Source organism: Paenibacillus sp. B2(2019) (genome assembly GCF_008370385.1).
Lineage (GTDB): Bacteria > Bacillota > Bacilli > Paenibacillales > Paenibacillaceae > Paenibacillus_AQ.
Genome location: NZ_VTZR01000018.1, coordinates 15687 through 33020 on the forward strand (window position 1 = coordinate 15687; position 17334 = coordinate 33020).

The following is a 17334-nucleotide window of genomic DNA, read 5'->3' on the forward strand; positions in this document are numbered from 1 at the left end:
TTTCAACTACTACGATAAATGAGGTGCGTGTACATGTTAACAGGCAAGATGAATGCTGCAATAATGGATGAGCAATTATCGATTTCTGTGAAGCAAATAGATATTCCTGTTCCTAAGGATAATGAAGCGCTAATTAAGGTGTATTGTATCGGAATTTGCGGGTCAGATGTTCATTACTATGAGCATGGAAGAATCGGTCGTTATGTAGTAAAGGAACCGATCATATTAGGCCATGAGCTGGCTGGTGAAGTCGTTGAGGTTGGTAAGCAGGTATCAAATATAGCTGTAGGTGACCGAGTAGCGGTTGAGCCAGGCGTGACCTGTGGACAATGCGACTATTGTAAATCAGGACGTTATAATTTGTGCCCAGATGTGGTCTTTCTTGCAACACCCCCAGTAAATGGGGCTTGGGCAGAATACATTGTCATGCCAAGCGATTATCTATTTAAACTTCCGGATTCTATGAGTTATGAGGAAGGTGCAATGCTGGAGCCATTGTCGGTTGGTTTTCACGCAATGATGCGTGGTAAGGTTCAACCGTTTGATCGAGTGCTGATAACGGGTCTTGGTCCGATCGGACTGCTTGCAGGACAAGCAGCAAAGCTATTTGGCGTTTCTGAAATTTATGGTACGGATGTCGTACCTTTTCGGCGTCAACTTGCAATGGAGATGGGCTTCACTGCAGCATTAGATCCAGTAAAAGAGAATGTTGGACAGCGACTCAATGAGTTAACGAACGGATTTGGAGTTACACTCGTCGTAGAATCATCGGGTAACGCAAGGGCGATGGCGGATACAATTAAGTGGGTTCGCCGTGGCGGGAGAATTGTGTTTGTCGGTTTACCAGCCGATAGTGCTATTCCCATGGACATGGGACAATTTATCGATGGTGAGATCGATGCTTATGGTGTTTTTCGTTACGCGAATACCTATCCGGCTGCGATTCAAGCGTTGCAGCATTCTTCATTAGATATTGAGAAAATAGTTACGCATCGCTTTGCGCTTACAGATACTCAAGAAGCTCTTGAAGTAGCACGTAAAGAGAAGGATACAAGTATTAAGGTAATGATTTATCCGAATATGCCTTAATGCGTGATATAAAAAAAGAGACCGTCCCAAAAGCCATGAAAATGGCTGCTTGAGGCGGTCTTTTTATTTTTATGTAAACTCTGTAAATACGCGTTATTACGCTTTAATATAATCTGCAAAATTCTCCAGTAAGTATAAGGAGTTCATATCTTCACGCAAATGATGCTGGACTAGCTCATCCACTTTGTCTGGTTCATGGTTTGTCATACAATCCAGGATCATGTGATGCTCGCTCAAAATTTTCTCCAGCTTTTCTTGCTTTAGCGTATGCAAGCGTCGATATCTTTCATAATGCACATGGGAAAACTTAATTTGCTCCCACAAAAATTCATGTCCTGCTAATGTGAATAACGTCTTATGATAGGCGTCATCCAATGCAAAAAAGTGCTCAATGGAATGTTCTTGATGTATGGCATTTTTCTGTTCTTCTAGGTTCTTCTTAAGTTCTATAATTCCTTTAAGAGTAAGGCTATCGCATAGACCTTTGATAATATCCTTTTCTAAAACGCTTCTTAAATAGATCATTTGCTCGACAGATTCCAAATCAATGTATGAAACCAGATTCCCTTTCTTCGGATACACATCAATATAGGACTCGAGGGATAGCTGCTTTAGTACATCGCGCAAAGGTGTTCTGGATATCTGAAACCGTTCGGATAACACGGTCTCACTTAGAATGGTTCCAGGTTTTAGTGTTAAATTAAGAATTTCGTGCTTTAATAGGTTCAAAATATCATTTTTGGTGGACATGAGGTTGCGTCTCCATTGCCGTTGAATTTGTAATGCGGATATCTGAAACGGGATCCTGAAATAAGATAGTGATTTCATTATATAATATTTTTATCTTGTATACAAGAATAGGGATTATTGATTTTATTTCATTGACAAAAGGTATTATTTAAATCTAATATTTGAGTATATTATCTTGTATACAAGATCTCGACATATGAAATTATAGGAGGTTTTATCTAGATGAAAATGACATGGAGATGGTATGGAGAAGGCAATGACAACATTACGCTTGATCATATCCGGCAAATTCCGGGGGTAATGGGTATTGTCTGGTCACTACATCATAAGGTAGCGGGCGAAGTGTGGGAAATGGATGACATTCAAAAGGTTGCGGATCAAATTACGAGCAAAGGGTTTAGCACTGCCGTAGTAGAGAGTGTGAACGTCCATGATGATATCAAGATTGGACTCCCGACGCGTGATAAATATATCGATATTTACATAGACACCATACGGAAGCTAGCCAAGGTCGGTACTAAAGTGATCTGTTACAATTTCATGCCGATCTTTGACTGGACTCGGACGGAGCTGTACAAGGAATTGCCAGATGGCTCGAATGCTCTTTTTTATGAAAATGCGGCCATTAATGAGAACCCGCGCGACATGGTGAATCGTATTCTCAAGGGGGCCGGCGAATTTACGATGCCTGGCTGGGAGCCGGAGCGTCTTGCGAAGCTCGATGAGCTATTCGCCGCTTATGCAGATGTAACGGAAGAGAAGCTGTTCGAGAACTTGGTCTATTTTCTGAAGCGCATTATTCCTGTCTGTGAAGAAGTCGATATCAAAATGGCTATTCATCCCGATGATCCTGCTTGGCCGATCTTTGGCTTGCCCCGCATTGTCCGCAGCCGTGATACGATCCGTCGTTTACTTGACGCAGTGGATAGTCCGTATAATGGATTAACCTTCTGCACTGGGTCGCTCGGTACGAATCCGAAGAACGATCTGCCGGCTATGATTCGGGAATTCTGTAATCGCATTCATTTTGCTCATATTCGAAATGTTAAGGTTTTTGAGAACGGAGATTTTATTGAGGTCTCTCATCGTGGACGGGATGGCAGTGTGGATGTGGCAGAGGTTGTTAAAGCGTATCATGAGAATGGATATACGGGGTATGTGCGTCCAGATCATGGTCGACATTTGTGGGGGGAAGAGAAGACTTGCCGCCCGGGGTACGGGCTGTACGATAGAGCAATGGGGATCATGTATTTACTTGGTGTGTGGGATAGTCTCGACAATACGATGGGGGTGAAGTGAATGCTGCTTCTGACAAGAGAGAGTATTCAATCATGTGCAGAGGCGTGGAAGGACGCTGACGTGGAGCTTCCTCAGTTTGATTATGAGCAGGTGGCGGAGAATACGCGTGTTAGGCCGGAATGGGTTCATTTTGGAGCGGGAAATATTTTTCGGGGATTTGTTGCGAATGCTCACCAGAAGCTGTTGGATCTTGGAAAAGCAGATACAGGTATTATTGCCGCTACCTCCTCTGACTACGAGCTGATTGACAAAATTTATAAACCGCATGATCATTTAACACTTCTCGTACTAATGAATGCGAGTGGCGAGTTTACAAAAAAGGTCATTAGCAGCATTACCGAAGCTATTATGGCAAACAAGAATCGAGCGCAGGATTACTGCCGTTTGGTTGAAATTTTTGAAAACCCGAGCCTGCAGATGGCCAGCTTCACCATTACAGAGAAAGGTTATACCTTGACCGGTCCTGATGGAATGTACCTTGATATCGTGAAGAAGGATATGGAGCAAGGGCCAGAGCAGCCTTCCCACAGCATGAGTGTGATCGCTTCTCTAGCGTACCGTCGATATCTTAAGGGGCAGTATCCGATGACTTTTGTCAGTATGGATAACTGTTCGCACAATGGGGATATGTTGAAAAATAGCGTGATTACAATCGCCAAGGCATGGGCTGCGAAAGGGATTGTGGAGGAAGGTTTTGTTGCGTACCTCGAAGACGAGAGTCACATAACATTCCCCTTGTCGATGATCGATAAAATCACACCACGTCCATCCGAGGTAGTACGTAATGCTTTACAGGAGCAGGGGATTGGCGGCATGGATATACTTATTACCTCGAGGAACGCTCATACCGCGCCTTTTGTTAACGCAGAAGTTAGTGAATATCTGGTCATTGAGGATAAGTTTACGAATGGGCGACCTTTATTAGAAGAAGCCGGCATTATATTCACAGATCGTGAGACCGTGAACAGGGTAGAAACGATGAAAGTTACCACCTGTCTAAACCCCTTGCATACTGCATTAGCGGTCACTGGCTGTCTACTAGGCTATAAGCAGATTTCGGATGAGATGAAGGATCAGACCCTACGTACATTAGTCGAGCGGATTGGGTATAAGGAAGGATTGCCTGTAGTTGTAGATCCTATCATTCTACGTCCACAGCAGTTTTTGGATGAAGTGCTGCAAGAGCGCTTGGCGAATCCATTTATTCCGGACACCCCGCAGCGAATTGCGACAGATACGTCGCAGAAGGTAGGCATTCGTTATGGGGAAACGATCAAATCCTATGTACAACGCGAAGATCTTCATCCAGCTGAATTGACGGCGATTCCACTAGCAATTGCTGCTTGGTGCCGCTATTTGATCGGAGTGGATGATGAAGGGAATTCATTTGAGCTAAGTCCCGATCCGTTAATGGAGTCACTTCAAGCGCATCTGCAGGGAGTGACTTTGGGAGATTCGACCTCTAATGTGCATAGAATTCTAGAAAATGAGAAGATCTTTGGTGTACCGTTATATGAAATCGGTCTGGGTAGCAAGATTGAAAGTTACTTCTATGAGATGCTGAAAGGCCCAGGAGCTGTACGGAGAACGTTGGAAAAGCATTTAAATGAAGAGTTAGTGTAGATCACATTTACAAAAAGCCTCATGGAGTAAAAGCTACTGCACCCCGCAGAGCTATCCCCCATGAGGCTTTTTCGTGTCTAGTCCATTTGGTTTATCTGAATTTAGCAGTCTAGTACGCTAATATACCTACTTTTTCAAAAAAATAATTATAGTTAATATTTCCATAACATTCCTCTGCAACAGAGTTGACAATTGTAGACGAAAATGACATTAGCAGTTACCTATACGAAAAGGGTGAATCTAATTGAAAAACAGTAAATGGATTAGCGCAACGTTGGCTTCAGCACTTCTTGCAACTGTAGGCGTTGGGAGTGTATCTGCAGCTAGCATCGGCAGTAATGTAAAATCTGTGGCTACCAATCAAACCGCTGCAAAAACAGCAGTTAAAGAAGGTACAGCCACTTGGAATGTAAATGGTACGCCGATTGTGTTTAACACCATTAATAGCAGTGGTTACAAGTTGTACTCGCTGAATCAGGTAGCTGGTGAAATTGGAGCTAAGTTAGTACTTGGAGCTGGCGGGTTTGAACTTAATGACAGCAAAGGATTACATAATGTCCAACTCAAAACAGGCTCAAAGAGCTATCAAGTAGATGGTAATTCCGAGATATTCACAGTTGCTCCAGTATTTTATAACGGTAAAACCTATGTAGAGCTTTCAAAGTTAGTTTATGCATTAGGTGGAGAACTGGATGCTGACGCTAGCACGATTCTAAGCTTTGCTCGTCCTGAAGGATTGTTTGATACTTTGCACTGGACAGCAGCTGGAAGTCTGATTGCGAACAAAAGTGATGCTGAATCTGCTCAACTTATCAAGTTCAGCACAGAGCCAGGTAACTACGAAGTATTTTCATCAAATGACAGTGCAGTGGATTTTGCAGTTTCGCCGGATGGGCAGTGGGGAGCTTTCAATGATGAGACTGGTTTGTTGAATCTGATTAACCTGTCTAGCGGAGCTACTAAGACACTTGGTACTGACAATAGTGTAAAAACGGATCTGGTGTGGTCGAACGATGGTAAAAGTATTTACTTCGTCCAAGGTGACAAGCAAGAGAAACTCGCAAAAATCGCTGTAGACACTGGTGAAGTTAAATCCGTATTGGCAGACAAAGTAGAAAATAAATCCGAACTGCGCATTTCCGCTGACGAAAAGAGCGCCGTTTATATCGTTAACTTGACGGGTGTTGCTAAAAACGATGCGGACAGCACAGAAGATTCTCTTACTGTAGACTTCAGCTCTGCTGGAGAGCAGCTTTACAAGCTTGACCTGGCTACGAAAGATGCTAAACCAGCTGCACTGACAACTACACCGGATAACAAACTGTACCCTGAAATTTCTGCTGATGGTAGCGTCGTTTACCTGAGTGCAGATGCTGAAGGTAACGCAGCTAACACATTGAAGGTTGTAAAAGCAGACGGAAAAAGCAGCAACATTGCACTTGATGTTGAAGTAACTTGGTCTACTGGCGTTAAGAACGGCTTGGTTGTAGCAGGTTCAGCGGCAGATGGAAGCACAGTAGTCTATTCCGTTGATAACAATGGAGCTAAGACTGAGCTGTTCCGCTCCACTGAAGATGTATCTGAAGTAGCTGTTTCGAATGATGGAAGCAAGCTTGCTATCGTAAGTGACGGCGGTGTATGGGTAGTTCAAGGCGGCAAAGCATTGCAACTGTCGAAATAATAAATATCCCTAATCATATTTTAACGGCGTAGAGCCGAGAGGAGAAATAATACAAATGAAGATTTTCAAAAAGCTAACAGTAACGGCTCTAACGGCTGTAATTGCGGTAACCGCATCTTTCGCAGGGGTTGCAGCAGCAGCCGATTCACTTAAAGGTAAAATCACAGTTAACGGTTCAACCGCACTTCTTCCATTGACGCTTCAAGCGGCAAAAGAATTTCAAAAGCTGCACCCTAAGGTGAAAATCGCAGCCTCAGGTAAAGGTTCAGTAACTGGACCTCAAGCTGTTAAAAAAGGCATCGCTGATATCGGCGCTTGCGACTGGGATGCTAGCATCGACGTACCAGGCTTCAAAGCTTTTGACGGTCAAGTAGCAAACAAAGTAGCAGTTATTCCTTTTGCTACAATCGTTAACAAAAATGTTGGTGTAGATAACCTTACAACTGAACAGCTTAAAGGTATTTTCGCAGGTAAAATCACGAACTGGAAAGAAGTAGGCGGTGCAGATGCTGACATCGTGGTTATCACTCGCTCTTTCGGTTCCGGTACACGCGTTAACTATCAAGCTAAAGCTTTGGATGGCGGAGATATCGTTAAAAAAGCTAAGAACTACAAAGAAACAGGTTCATCCGGTGACATGAAGACTGCCGTAGGAACAACTCCTAACTCTATCGGTTATATCGACCTTGTATATGTAAGTGGCGACGTAAAGGCTGTTAAACACAACGGTATAGCTGCTACTACAGACAACGTAATCAATGGATCTTATAAGATCTGGGCTTATGGTTACTACATGACTAAAGGCCAACCTACTGGCGCTACAAAAGAATTCATCGAATACGTACAAAGCAAGAAGTTCCAACAAGGTTCCCTGAAAAAGCTTAAATTTATTCCGATCGCAGCAATGAAGGGCTAATAACATCTAAAGATCATATTGAACGGTAACAGCGGCCAGCTCCGATCTTGATACGGGGGTGGCCGCTTACAGGAGGGAAAGTATGGGGGCACCAGTCCAAGGCTTGGCAACTAGGGGAAAAGAGAGCGTAACGCAGGTTAGCGCTAATCCCAAACGTCATGGTAGACATTTGTTTAGCAACAAATTGTTTAAGTTTTATTTTTTATTCAGCATTCTTGCGCTTTGCTTTGTGCTTGGACTTGTAATTCTATTTATCGGCAAAACGGCTATGCTTCTGTTCGGCCATCTCTCGCCTGCGGACTTTTTCTTTTCCTTTAACTGGACGCCGGAAGAGGATTCTTTTGGAGCGGCTGCCTTCATTGTAAATACACTTTCACTAACTGCATTAACGCTGCTGATTGCAGTTCCTATTTCGGTAGGGATGGCAGTACTTTGTGCAGAGATTGCTCCAAAATGGATGAAGACTTTTATCCGTCCAGTGCTAGATTTATTGGTAGGTATTCCTTCAATTGTTTACGGATATATAGGCTTAACGGTATTACTTCCTTTCTTGCGCAGAATTAGTGGGGAGAGCTTAGGCGATGGCTTGTTAGCTGCTGCGCTTGTGCTCGCATTAATGGTGCTGCCAACGATTTGCCGAATCAGTGATGATGCCATTGTCTCTGTACCGCGCAAATATCGGGATGCTGCATATGCGCTTGGATCTACCCGTTTACAGGTAATCATGCGTGTAATACTGCCTGCGGCTAGCCGGGGGATTATCTCTGCGGTTATTCTGGGTATGACTCGTGCTGTGGGTGAGACGATGGCTGTAGTTATGGTTATCGGGAATACACCGCAATTGGCGAAGACGTTATTCACGCCAGCATCGGTGCTGACTAGTAACATCGTTATGCAAATCTCCAATGTAGAGTTTGACTCTACATGGAACTATGCGCTACATATGATGGCATTTCTCCTGCTGGTAATATCATTTGTATTAATTCTGATCATCCGCGTGCTGGGCAGAAAAAGGAGGGATGCAGCGTGAACGGATTCGCAAGTACAAAGCATACAGCGCGTGCTCAAAGAAACAATAAAATTGCAACCATAGGGTTTTATACGCTTGGGGCTTTAGTCATGCTGCTGATCTTCTGGCTGCTCTTCACGATTCTTAGTAAAGGTTTACCGGCACTTCGGCCCGATTTCTTAATTAAACAGCCTGAAGAGATTGACGCAGGTGGTGGGATTGGCCCGGTGCTGTTTAACTCCTTTTACATTTTGTTCATCTCGCTGTTTATTTCCGTTCCAATTGGTTTGGGTGCGGGAATCTATATGGCTGAATATGCACCAGACAATAAATTTACAGGCGCACTACGTATTTGCGTAGAATCTCTTTCATCGGTACCATCGATTGTGTTCGGTATGCTCGGACTCGCGATTTTTGCGGAATATTTCGATATCGGTCTGACGATTCTTGGCGGAGGCGTCAGCTTGGCACTGCTGAATCTACCTATGCTTGCGCGAGTGACAGAGGAAGCGGTACGTGCTGTCCCCGGGGAGATCCGCGAGGCTGGTTATGCGCTTGGGATGACTAAATTCCACGTGATCCGCACGGTAGTCCTGCCCGTTGCAATGTCTGCCATTGTTACTGGGATTTGTCTCGTTGCTGGACGCGCCTTCGGGGAGTCTGCGGTTATTATCCTTACCGCTGGTCTCAGTACCTCGGGAGAAATGTGGGATTTCAATCTGTTCTCGCCGGGTGAAACACTGGCCGTACATCTTTGGTATGTACAATCCGAGGCGATTGTAGAAGATGCGCGTCAAATTGCTGATAAGTCGGCAGCCGTACTTGTATTTGTAGTTTTGTTTATCAATTTTGTATTTCGATTTCCGTTGTGGCTTAGCAATCGCCGGAAGTAATGAATTGGGGTCTACGGGGGAAGCCTGTAGGCCTTTATTTGTTTATAGGGTTATTGATGGGGTGTCGATGGATTAGTAATGGATTGAAGTTGTTTATTCGTAATTAGGGAATATCTCCCTAAAATTCAGCGTTTTATGCTCTTTAGAAGCATAATTAGGGAAAACCTCCCTGAAATATCCTTGATTACTCATGATTAGCGGTTTTTAGGAAATATTTAGGGAGGAATTCCCTGAAAAGTTTGTTTTTTAGAGATTATAGGTAAATATCAGGGAGGATTTCCCTAAAACTATAGTCTCGGTAGGAAATAACCATTCGATCTGTTCACCCTATGTAGCTCCAAAAACTGAAAGGTCCTCGTCCTAATGTAAGCTGCCACGAATCCGATACCCAGTTGCTCATAATACGCCACCGTCGAGCTCCTAGTTCCCTCAACCAATCTAGTGTATCGAGCGTACCACAGTTGATACAGCGCCCAAGGATGGTCTGAGGAACGCCAACTGTACTCGGCCGAGACTTAGTCACTCAACAAGCCTAGTGCACTGATCATAGACCAGCCGACACACCACCTTAAGATGCCCCGAGAAGCATCACCAGATGTCGGGTCCAGCCACATAGTATTCAACAACCTGTCCAATGATGGACACTATAATTTCGTCTGTTGAGCCGAATATTTTTACCTCTGGACTCGTTAGCCTCCCCGAAGGAAGGCTGTTAACGAGTCCAGAGCGGGATACAGCCCTAAAGGGCTTACTGCGAAGCGTATGCTTTCGATGCCTATACTCCGACGAACCTCTGTGCTTCGATCCCCTGAACGCAAAAACAGCCTCCCCGAAGGAAGGCTGTTACTCTGACGTCCCGGAAGGGATTCGAACCCCTGACCGTGCGCTTAGAAGGCGCATGCTCTATCCAGCTGAGCTACCGGGACATGATTGCTGGCTGAAAAGCAAGCAGGAGTTATCATATCATGTACGCCGATGTTTTTCAAGCTGTTTTTTAAAAAGAGTACGGGGTATGCTATAATCTACAATTATTAAGTTTCGGAAGAAGCTTAAGGTCTTAATAACATTTATGACGTTTTAGAATTCAATTCACATAATTAGCTATAAGGAGGTGCCCTCATTAAAGATTCAGATTCCCCCGCCACAAAAGAGAATATCGTCCTGTTTCCCAAGACACTGGACTATTATCAAATCCAGCTTACGGTGATGCTGGAGAGTGAACGATACGGGGAAGCGATGGAGCTGCTACGTTTTTTGTTGCAGTGTCAAGGACAGGAAGAACGAAATTACGAGGAATGGCGGTCTCTGCTGGAATGGCTCGAAACAGCTTTCCCTTACGCCTCTCAGAATGGAGATGCGGAAGGAGCCGTTCACCCCGAAGACGAAGATTTAAGGGAAGAAGATATGGCCCGTCTCTTGGCCAAATCAAAAATGACTGAGGATGCGGGGTATCCTCAAAAGCTGCTGCAGCGGATAATGAATGAGCCGCTGTCAGAGGCGACAATCCTAGCACTAGAGCAGCTTTCATATCTGGAAGGCGGCGGAGTCGATGAGGCGCTGACGGCATGGCTGCAGGGGGATAATGTTCACCCGCTGCTGCAATTTCGGACCCTGCAGACCCTTCGGCGGCGTGGGATGCAGGGAACAGTGAATCTGATTCGTGGTCACGAAACAGCAATTGTAGAGATTGAAAGTGTGCCGCTGCAGACAGAGGATTTTCCGCCGCAGGTGAGTCAGGTGCTTGAGCGGGTAGCCGAGCAGGCGGAGGTACATGAGCCTACGCTGTATTATTTTGCACAGGAGCTCTGGGGCCAGTTCGTCATGTCGATTTATGGATCGGAAGAGTATCGGAAAATACTGGATGGGGAAGACGCGCTACTAGATATTTGGGCGGGGGCGTTACACCAGTTTGTATCTGAGAGCTTAAACGGTACACGGCAAGAGGAGGAGACTCGTGGAATGTACGGCATTACAGACGGCATGCGCTTTCAATTTGAGGGAGCATATCGTGCGCTCAAGGGTTTTGTAAAGACTTCTCTACTTGATAAATAAAGTAATGTTGTATATAATATAATGGTTATTCTGTGCGTGGATTGTATCATTTTTTGAAGTAAACTTGTGAACCTATATTTTGGAGGGAAAAGTATAATATGAAAGCAACATGGGAAAAAATAGAGAAGAACCTTGGAGTTCTTGAAGTAGAAGTTGACGCAGAACGCGTTGCAGCAGCACTTGATAAAGCTTTTAACAAAGTCGTTAAGAAAGCTAACGTACCAGGCTTCCGTAAAGGTAAAGTGCCACGCCCGATCTTTGAATCCCGTTTTGGTGTAGAAAGCTTGTACCAAGATGCAATCGACATTCTTCTTCCTGAAGCTTACGGTGAAGCAGTTGAACAAACTGACATCTTCCCTGTAGACCGTCCTGAAGTTGATATTGAGCAATTTGCTAAAGGTCAATCCTTTATCTTCAAAGCGAAGATCACGGTTAAACCTGAAGTGAAGCTCGGCGATTACAAAGGTCTGGAAGTTCCAGTACAAAAAGCTGAAGTGACTGAAGAAGAGCTGAGCGCTGAGCTTGCTCGTCTGCAAGAGCGTCATGCTGAACTCGTAGTAGTTGAAGAAGAAGCAGCAGCTAACGGCGACATCGCTGTGATCGATTTTGACGGATATGTTGATGACGTACCGTTCGAAGGCGGAAAAGCTGAGCGTCATTCTCTTGAACTTGGTAGCAACTCCTTCATTCCTGGATTTGAAGAGCAAGTAGTGGGAATGTCCACTGGAGATTTCAAAGATGTTGAAGTTACTTTCCCTGACGAATACCATGCAGAGAACCTTGCGGGTAAGAAAGCAGTATTCAAAGTGAAACTGCACGAAATCAAACGCAAACAACTTCCTGCACTTGATGATGAGTTCGCTAAAGATGTAAGTGAATTCGAAACTTTGGAAGAGTACAAAGCAGATCTGAAAGCTCAGCTCGAATCCCGTAAACAGGATGAACTGAAAGGCCTTCGCGAGAACGCAGTTGTTGATAAAGCAGCAGCAAACGCTGAAGTTGAAATCCCAGAAGCAATGATCAACAGCGAAGTTGAGAACATGGTTCGTGACTTCGACACTCGTCTTCGTCAACAAGGTATGAACATGGATATGTTCCTTAGCTTCTCGGGTCAAACTCGTGAAGATTTGCAGAACCAAATGAAAGGCGATGCTGAAAAACGCGTTCGCAACAACCTGGTACTGGAAGTTATCGCTAAACAAGAGAACATTGAAGTTTCCGAAGAAGAAGTTAACGAAGAGTTGGCTACTATGGCTGAAGCTTACAAACGTACTCCAGAAGAAATTCGCAGCATCTTGGCAGCTAACGGTTCACTAGGTAGCTTGAGCGAAGAACTTTCTTTGCGCAAAACCATTGATTTCCTTGTTAGCAATAGTGTAGAAGTTGAAGCAGTAGAAGAAGCACCAGCTGCTGAAGACGCTAAAGCTGAGTAAGATTTTTTAACTACCTAGAACGGCCGAGCAATCGGCCTCCATACAGATATGATAAGGCACGTAAGTTTCGTTACGTGCCTTATTTTTATCCTCGGGCACAGATATATGTGATTACATAGGTATCCGTATGAGCGTATGGTATTAAGGAAATTGGCGTGATGACGTCACTATCACAAGCGGTGGACAGGTCTGCTGTAGTGAAAAAATGACATCGGGCCGTGAACGTGTTAAAATATTTTTGAAACGATAAGACTAATCTGTATAGAGAAAAGAGGTTGGTGGCATGAGTCTGGTACCAATGGTTGTGGAATCAACAAGTCGTGGGGAACGTTCATACGATATCTATTCCAGATTGCTCAAGGATCGCATTATTTTCTTAAGCAGTGCGATTGACGATGATGTCGCCAATCTGGTTATTGCTCAACTGCTGTTCCTTGCAGCAGATGATCCCGAGAAGGACATTCACTTGTACCTCAACTCACCCGGTGGTTCAGTAACAGCCGGCATGGGTATATACGATACGATGCAATATATCAAACCGGATGTTTCAACCATTTGTGTAGGGATGGCGGCAAGCATGGGATCGCTCCTTTTAACAGCTGGGGCTCCGGGCAAAAGATACGCGCTGACTAACAGCGAAGTTATGATTCATCAACCGCTCGGTGGTGTTCAAGGTCAAGCGTCCGACATTTGGATTCATACCGATTGGATCCTCAAGACGAAACAGAAGTTGAATCAAATTTATGTAGATCGCACAGGTCAGCCCCTTGAAAAAATCGAACGGGACACAGACCGCGATAACTTCATGAGCGCGGAAGAAGCCAAGGAATATGGGCTTATTGACCAGGTTCTTTCTTCACCGATGAAATCTTAAAGGGGTGGTTAGATGTTTAAATTTAATGATGAAAAAGGGCAATTGAAATGTTCTTTTTGCGGCAAATCACAAGAGCAGGTTCGTAAGCTTGTAGCAGGACCGGGCGTTTATATATGTGACGAATGTATCGAGCTTTGCACGGAAATCGTGGAAGAAGAGCTCGGTCATGAGGAAGAGCTTGATCTGAAGGATATTCCGAAACCAAAGGAAATCCGCGATATTTTGGATCAATATGTAATCGGTCAAGAGCAAGCGAAGAAATCGCTGTCTGTTGCAGTTTACAATCACTATAAGCGTGTGAACAGCCAAAGCAAAATCGAAGATGTTGAACTGACGAAGAGTAATATTCTTTTGCTTGGTCCAACCGGTTCGGGTAAAACTTTGCTCGCACAGACGATGGCGAAGATTATCAACGTTCCATTTGCGATTGCTGATGCTACTTCCCTAACGGAAGCTGGTTATGTCGGCGAGGATGTTGAGAACATTCTGCTTAAGCTGATTCAAGCGGCAGATTATGATGTGGAGAAAGCCGAACGCGGCATTATCTATATTGATGAGATTGATAAAGTGGCACGTAAATCCGAGAACCCGTCCATTACTCGTGACGTATCCGGTGAAGGTGTACAGCAGGCACTTCTGAAGATTCTCGAAGGAACGGTTGCTTCCGTACCACCACAAGGTGGTCGTAAGCATCCTCATCAAGAGTTTATTCAAATTGATACGACGAACATCTTGTTCATCGTAGGCGGTGCCTTTGACGGTCTGGAGCAAATGATTAAACGCCGTATCGGTAAAAAAGTCATTGGCTTCAACGCAGCAGTTGAAGGACAAAAGGATCTCAAGCCTGGCGAATATTTGTCGATGGTATTGCCTGAAGACTTGCTCAAATTCGGATTAATCCCTGAATTTGTAGGCCGTCTACCGGTCATCTCGACTTTGGAGCCGCTTGATGAGAATACGCTGGTGCGTATCCTTTCCGAGCCTAAGAATGCACTCACGAAACAATACATCAAGCTGCTGGAAATGGATAACGTAGCGCTGAAGTTCGAACCGTTGGCACTCGAAGCGATTGCCAAGGAAGCGATCAAACGCAATACGGGAGCCCGTGGACTGCGCGCGATTATTGAGAGCATCATGCTTGATGTGATGTATGAAGTTCCTTCACGCGATGATATTAAGGATTGTGTGATCACGGAGCAGGTCGTTCAAGAGAAGGCTTTGCCTGAATTGAACCTTAAGAAAGACAAAAAGAAAGAGGAAAGCGCGTAAGTCGCTTACCTTAACAATACATGTCACTGTCTCCACCTTTCTTCCGCTTATCCCGCTTCACTAGCGGTTGCGAAGGGGTGGAGCTTTGGCGTTATGGGGGAGAAAAATCATGTTCTTGAGACACCAAACCCGTCCTGTCAATGTTGGCGGGCTCATTATTGGGGGAAACAACGAGGTTGCGATTCAAAGCATGTGTACAACCAAAACAGCTGATGTGGAGGCTACTGTAGCCGAAATTTTACGGCTTGAGGAAGCAGGCTGCCAACTGGTACGCGTTACTGTCAACAATGAAGAGGCAGCCGCCGCGATTAAGGAGATCAAGAAGCAGATTCATATCCCACTCGTAGCGGATATTCATTTTAACTATAAGCTCGCGCTGATGGCTATTGAGAACGGCATCGATAAAGTACGGATTAATCCGGGCAATATCGGTCGTCGGGAGAAGGTAGAAGCAGTAGTTAAAGCGTGTAAAGAAAAAGGAATTCCGATTCGGATTGGTGTAAACGCCGGTTCTTTGGAGAATCATCTCTTGGAGAAATACGGATATCCGACTCCAGAAGCTATGGTAGAAAGTGCACTGTACCATATTGGTATTTTGGAAGAGCTGGATTTCCACGACATTATCGTATCTTTAAAAGCATCCGATGTGCCAATGGCCATCGAAGCTTACCGTCAGGCTGCGGAAGTTATTCCTTATCCGCTGCACCTCGGGATTACAGAATCCGGCACCTTGTTTGCCGGTACAGTAAAAAGCTCCGCGGGTATCGGTGCACTGCTCTCTATGGGCATCGGCAGCACCCTGCGTATCTCGCTTAGCGCTGATCCAGTGGAAGAAGTTAAGGTGGCACGCGAGCTGCTGAAGACCTTCGGTCTGATCTCTAACGCGGCAACACTCATTTCTTGTCCGACTTGCGGACGACTTGATATAGATCTCTTCTCCATCGCTAATGAGGTGGAAGAATACATTTCGAAGCTTAAGGTACCTATTAAAGTATCCGTGCTCGGCTGCGCCGTTAATGGTCCTGGTGAGGCGCGTGAAGCGGATATTGGTATTGCTGGTGCCCGTGGGGAAGGTTTGTTGTTCCGTTACGGTCAGATGATTCGTAAGGTGCCTGAAGCGGAACTCGTGAACGAGCTGAAGAAGGAAATCGATGCGATTGTTGTAGCGTATGAGGAAACTGGTGAAATTCCAGGGCGTGCTCACGCTAATCTTGCACCTCCGGTGCAATCGAAGTAACTGGTATTTTACGAAATAATGATCAATTCATAATAAGTGGTGAAGAACGCCCTGTTACACCCCGGTATATCCGGTGGTGGGAACGGGGCGTTTTTTTGCGTGGAATAAATTAATCAGGGGGAACATCGAATGAGCTATGAACAAGCCCATGAAGCATTTATTGAGAAACATCTAGCAAGCAGGAATGGGGAACGACGAGGAAGGCTAGAGAGAGGGCATCGTCATGCCGAAGAAATGTTTTTACAGAATGTATGGTGGCCGCTTCGTGGGGATTTCAATGATCTACATCCGGAGTATGAGGTGCTGGATTGGCGCGGACGATCTTATTTCGCGGATTATGCTTTTTTGCCGGGGCCTATCAAGCTCTTGTTCGAGATCAAAGGGTATGCAGCGCATGTGAGGGACATGGACAGGCTGAAGTATTGTAATGAGCTAAATCGTGAGACGTTTCTATACGGAATGGGTTACCAAGTAATTTCATTTGCCTATGACGATGTGGAACAGCGCCCAGAGCTATGTATTACACTGCTGCGTGTGGTGCTAAGCCGTTACTTAATTGTAGATGCACCGCATGGAAAATTACTATTTGCTGAGAAGGAAATCATGCGATTAGTGGTTCGCCAAGCGGGGACAGTTCGTCCCAAAGATGTAGCAGAGTATTTTGCTTTGGACCCCAAAACGGTACGATTGATGTTGATGAAGTTGTGTGAAAAGGGCTGGCTAACCCCTGTGACAAGGGGGATTGGTGTTAAAAATGTTGAGTATAAGCTGGCTCGTGATGTCCTTTATTGCTGGGATTAACATAGTAAGTTTAAGTGGTTGATGGGCTAATGTTTAAGGAATAACCTGCAGATGGGATGCTGGAAGATCGAATGACTTGATTAGAAGGAGTGGTGAGAAGTGGAGTGGGGTATGGAGTATGGAGTATGGTAAGGAAGTTGGTATGTAATATGTAGTTAGTATGGAATGTGATAAGGAATGTGGTGAGGAGTGCCGTAAGATGTGCACTATGGAGCGAAATTTGGAGCATTAATAAATAATTAGGGAAAACCTCCCTGAAAAAAGCCTAATATCGTTCCAAATCGATCTTTTTAGGGAAAACCTCCCTAATAAATGAGCGATTCACCTTATTTATAACTATTTTGGCTGATAATCAGGGAGGAATTCCCTAATTATCAGCCTAGAGTCCATAAACAACGAATAATCAAG

At 44.8% G+C, this 17334-nt stretch carries 14 protein-coding genes and 1 tRNA gene; 13 read left to right on the forward strand and 2 right to left on the reverse strand.

The window, feature by feature from the left end; all coding sequences use genetic code 11:
• The first annotated feature begins 33 nt into the window (after positions 1–33).
• Entirely contained in the window at positions 34–1089 is a 1056-nt protein-coding gene (locus tag PAENI_RS15915) for an NAD(P)-dependent alcohol dehydrogenase (protein WP_076300700.1), read from the forward strand.
• A 96-nt stretch (positions 1090–1185) separates the two neighbouring features.
• Here the strand turns inward: PAENI_RS15915 and PAENI_RS15920 are convergent, their stop codons facing one another.
• Complete coding sequence (locus tag PAENI_RS15920; protein ID WP_076300701.1) at positions 1186–1839, reverse strand: GntR family transcriptional regulator; 654 nt, start codon at positions 1837–1839, stop codon at positions 1186–1188.
• A gap of 222 nt (positions 1840–2061) precedes the next feature.
• Between PAENI_RS15920 and uxuA the strand changes: the two genes are divergently transcribed.
• From uxuA to pstA, 6 genes are all read left to right on the forward strand, one after another.
• The gene (gene uxuA, locus PAENI_RS15925) at positions 2062–3138 is read left to right on the forward strand and encodes a mannonate dehydratase (RefSeq protein ID WP_149645962.1); all 1077 of its coding nucleotides are present in this window, start codon (positions 2062–2064) and stop codon (positions 3136–3138) included.
• Positions 3139–4761: a mannitol dehydrogenase family protein gene (locus PAENI_RS15930; RefSeq protein WP_149645963.1), complete on the forward strand. Its 1623-nt coding sequence runs from the start codon at positions 3139–3141 to the stop codon at positions 4759–4761. It begins immediately after the preceding gene.
• Positions 4762–5005: 244 nt separating this feature from the next.
• A complete protein-coding gene (locus PAENI_RS15935) occupies positions 5006–6442 on the forward strand; it encodes a stalk domain-containing protein (RefSeq protein WP_149645964.1) in 1437 nt (478 codons plus the stop codon).
• 55 nt (positions 6443–6497) lie between these two features.
• A complete protein-coding gene (locus PAENI_RS15940) occupies positions 6498–7358 on the forward strand; it encodes a phosphate ABC transporter substrate-binding protein (protein WP_042191274.1) in 861 nt (286 codons plus the stop codon).
• 82 nt (positions 7359–7440) lie between these two features.
• Positions 7441–8388: a phosphate ABC transporter permease subunit PstC gene (gene pstC, locus PAENI_RS15945; RefSeq protein WP_149645965.1), complete on the forward strand. Its 948-nt coding sequence runs from the start codon at positions 7441–7443 to the stop codon at positions 8386–8388.
• A complete protein-coding gene (gene pstA, locus PAENI_RS15950; protein ID WP_076286458.1) occupies positions 8385–9260 on the forward strand; it encodes a phosphate ABC transporter permease PstA in 876 nt (291 codons plus the stop codon). The genes pstC and pstA overlap by 4 nt, the downstream gene beginning before the upstream one ends.
• 852 nt (positions 9261–10112) lie before the next feature.
• Here the strand turns inward: pstA and PAENI_RS15955 are convergent.
• A tRNA-Arg gene (locus tag PAENI_RS15955) sits at positions 10113–10186 on the reverse strand.
• Positions 10187–10466: 280 nt separating this feature from the next.
• On the opposite strand from PAENI_RS15955, the gene PAENI_RS15960 reads away from it, so the two are divergent.
• The 6 genes from PAENI_RS15960 to PAENI_RS15985 all read left to right on the forward strand — a co-directional run bounded on the left by PAENI_RS15960 (position 10467) and on the right by PAENI_RS15985 (position 16926).
• Positions 10467–11312 carry a hypothetical protein gene (locus PAENI_RS15960; protein ID WP_256989995.1) on the forward strand — a complete coding sequence of 282 codons (846 nt, stop codon included), beginning with the start codon at positions 10467–10469 and terminating at the stop codon, positions 11310–11312.
• 98 nt (positions 11313–11410) lie between these two features.
• Positions 11411–12745 carry a trigger factor gene (gene tig / locus PAENI_RS15965; protein ID WP_076286460.1) on the forward strand — a complete coding sequence of 445 codons (1335 nt, stop codon included), beginning with the start codon at positions 11411–11413 and terminating at the stop codon, positions 12743–12745.
• A 283-nt stretch (positions 12746–13028) separates the two neighbouring features.
• Positions 13029–13619 (forward strand): ATP-dependent Clp endopeptidase proteolytic subunit ClpP, encoded by a 591-nt coding sequence (gene clpP, locus PAENI_RS15970; RefSeq protein ID WP_036685049.1) that lies wholly within the window; start codon positions 13029–13031, stop codon positions 13617–13619.
• Between the two features lie 12 nt (positions 13620–13631).
• Positions 13632–14888, forward strand: coding sequence for an ATP-dependent protease ATP-binding subunit ClpX (gene clpX / locus PAENI_RS15975; protein ID WP_042130648.1), 1257 nt, complete (start codon positions 13632–13634; stop codon positions 14886–14888).
• Positions 14889–14997: 109 nt separating this feature from the next.
• Positions 14998–16125 carry a flavodoxin-dependent (E)-4-hydroxy-3-methylbut-2-enyl-diphosphate synthase gene (gene ispG, locus PAENI_RS15980; RefSeq protein WP_060621818.1) on the forward strand — a complete coding sequence of 376 codons (1128 nt, stop codon included), beginning with the start codon at positions 14998–15000 and terminating at the stop codon, positions 16123–16125.
• Positions 16126–16254: 129 nt separating this feature from the next.
• Positions 16255–16926, forward strand: coding sequence for a type IV toxin-antitoxin system AbiEi family antitoxin domain-containing protein (locus tag PAENI_RS15985; protein ID WP_149645966.1), 672 nt, complete (start codon positions 16255–16257; stop codon positions 16924–16926).
• Positions 16927–17334: the final 408 nt, after the last annotated feature.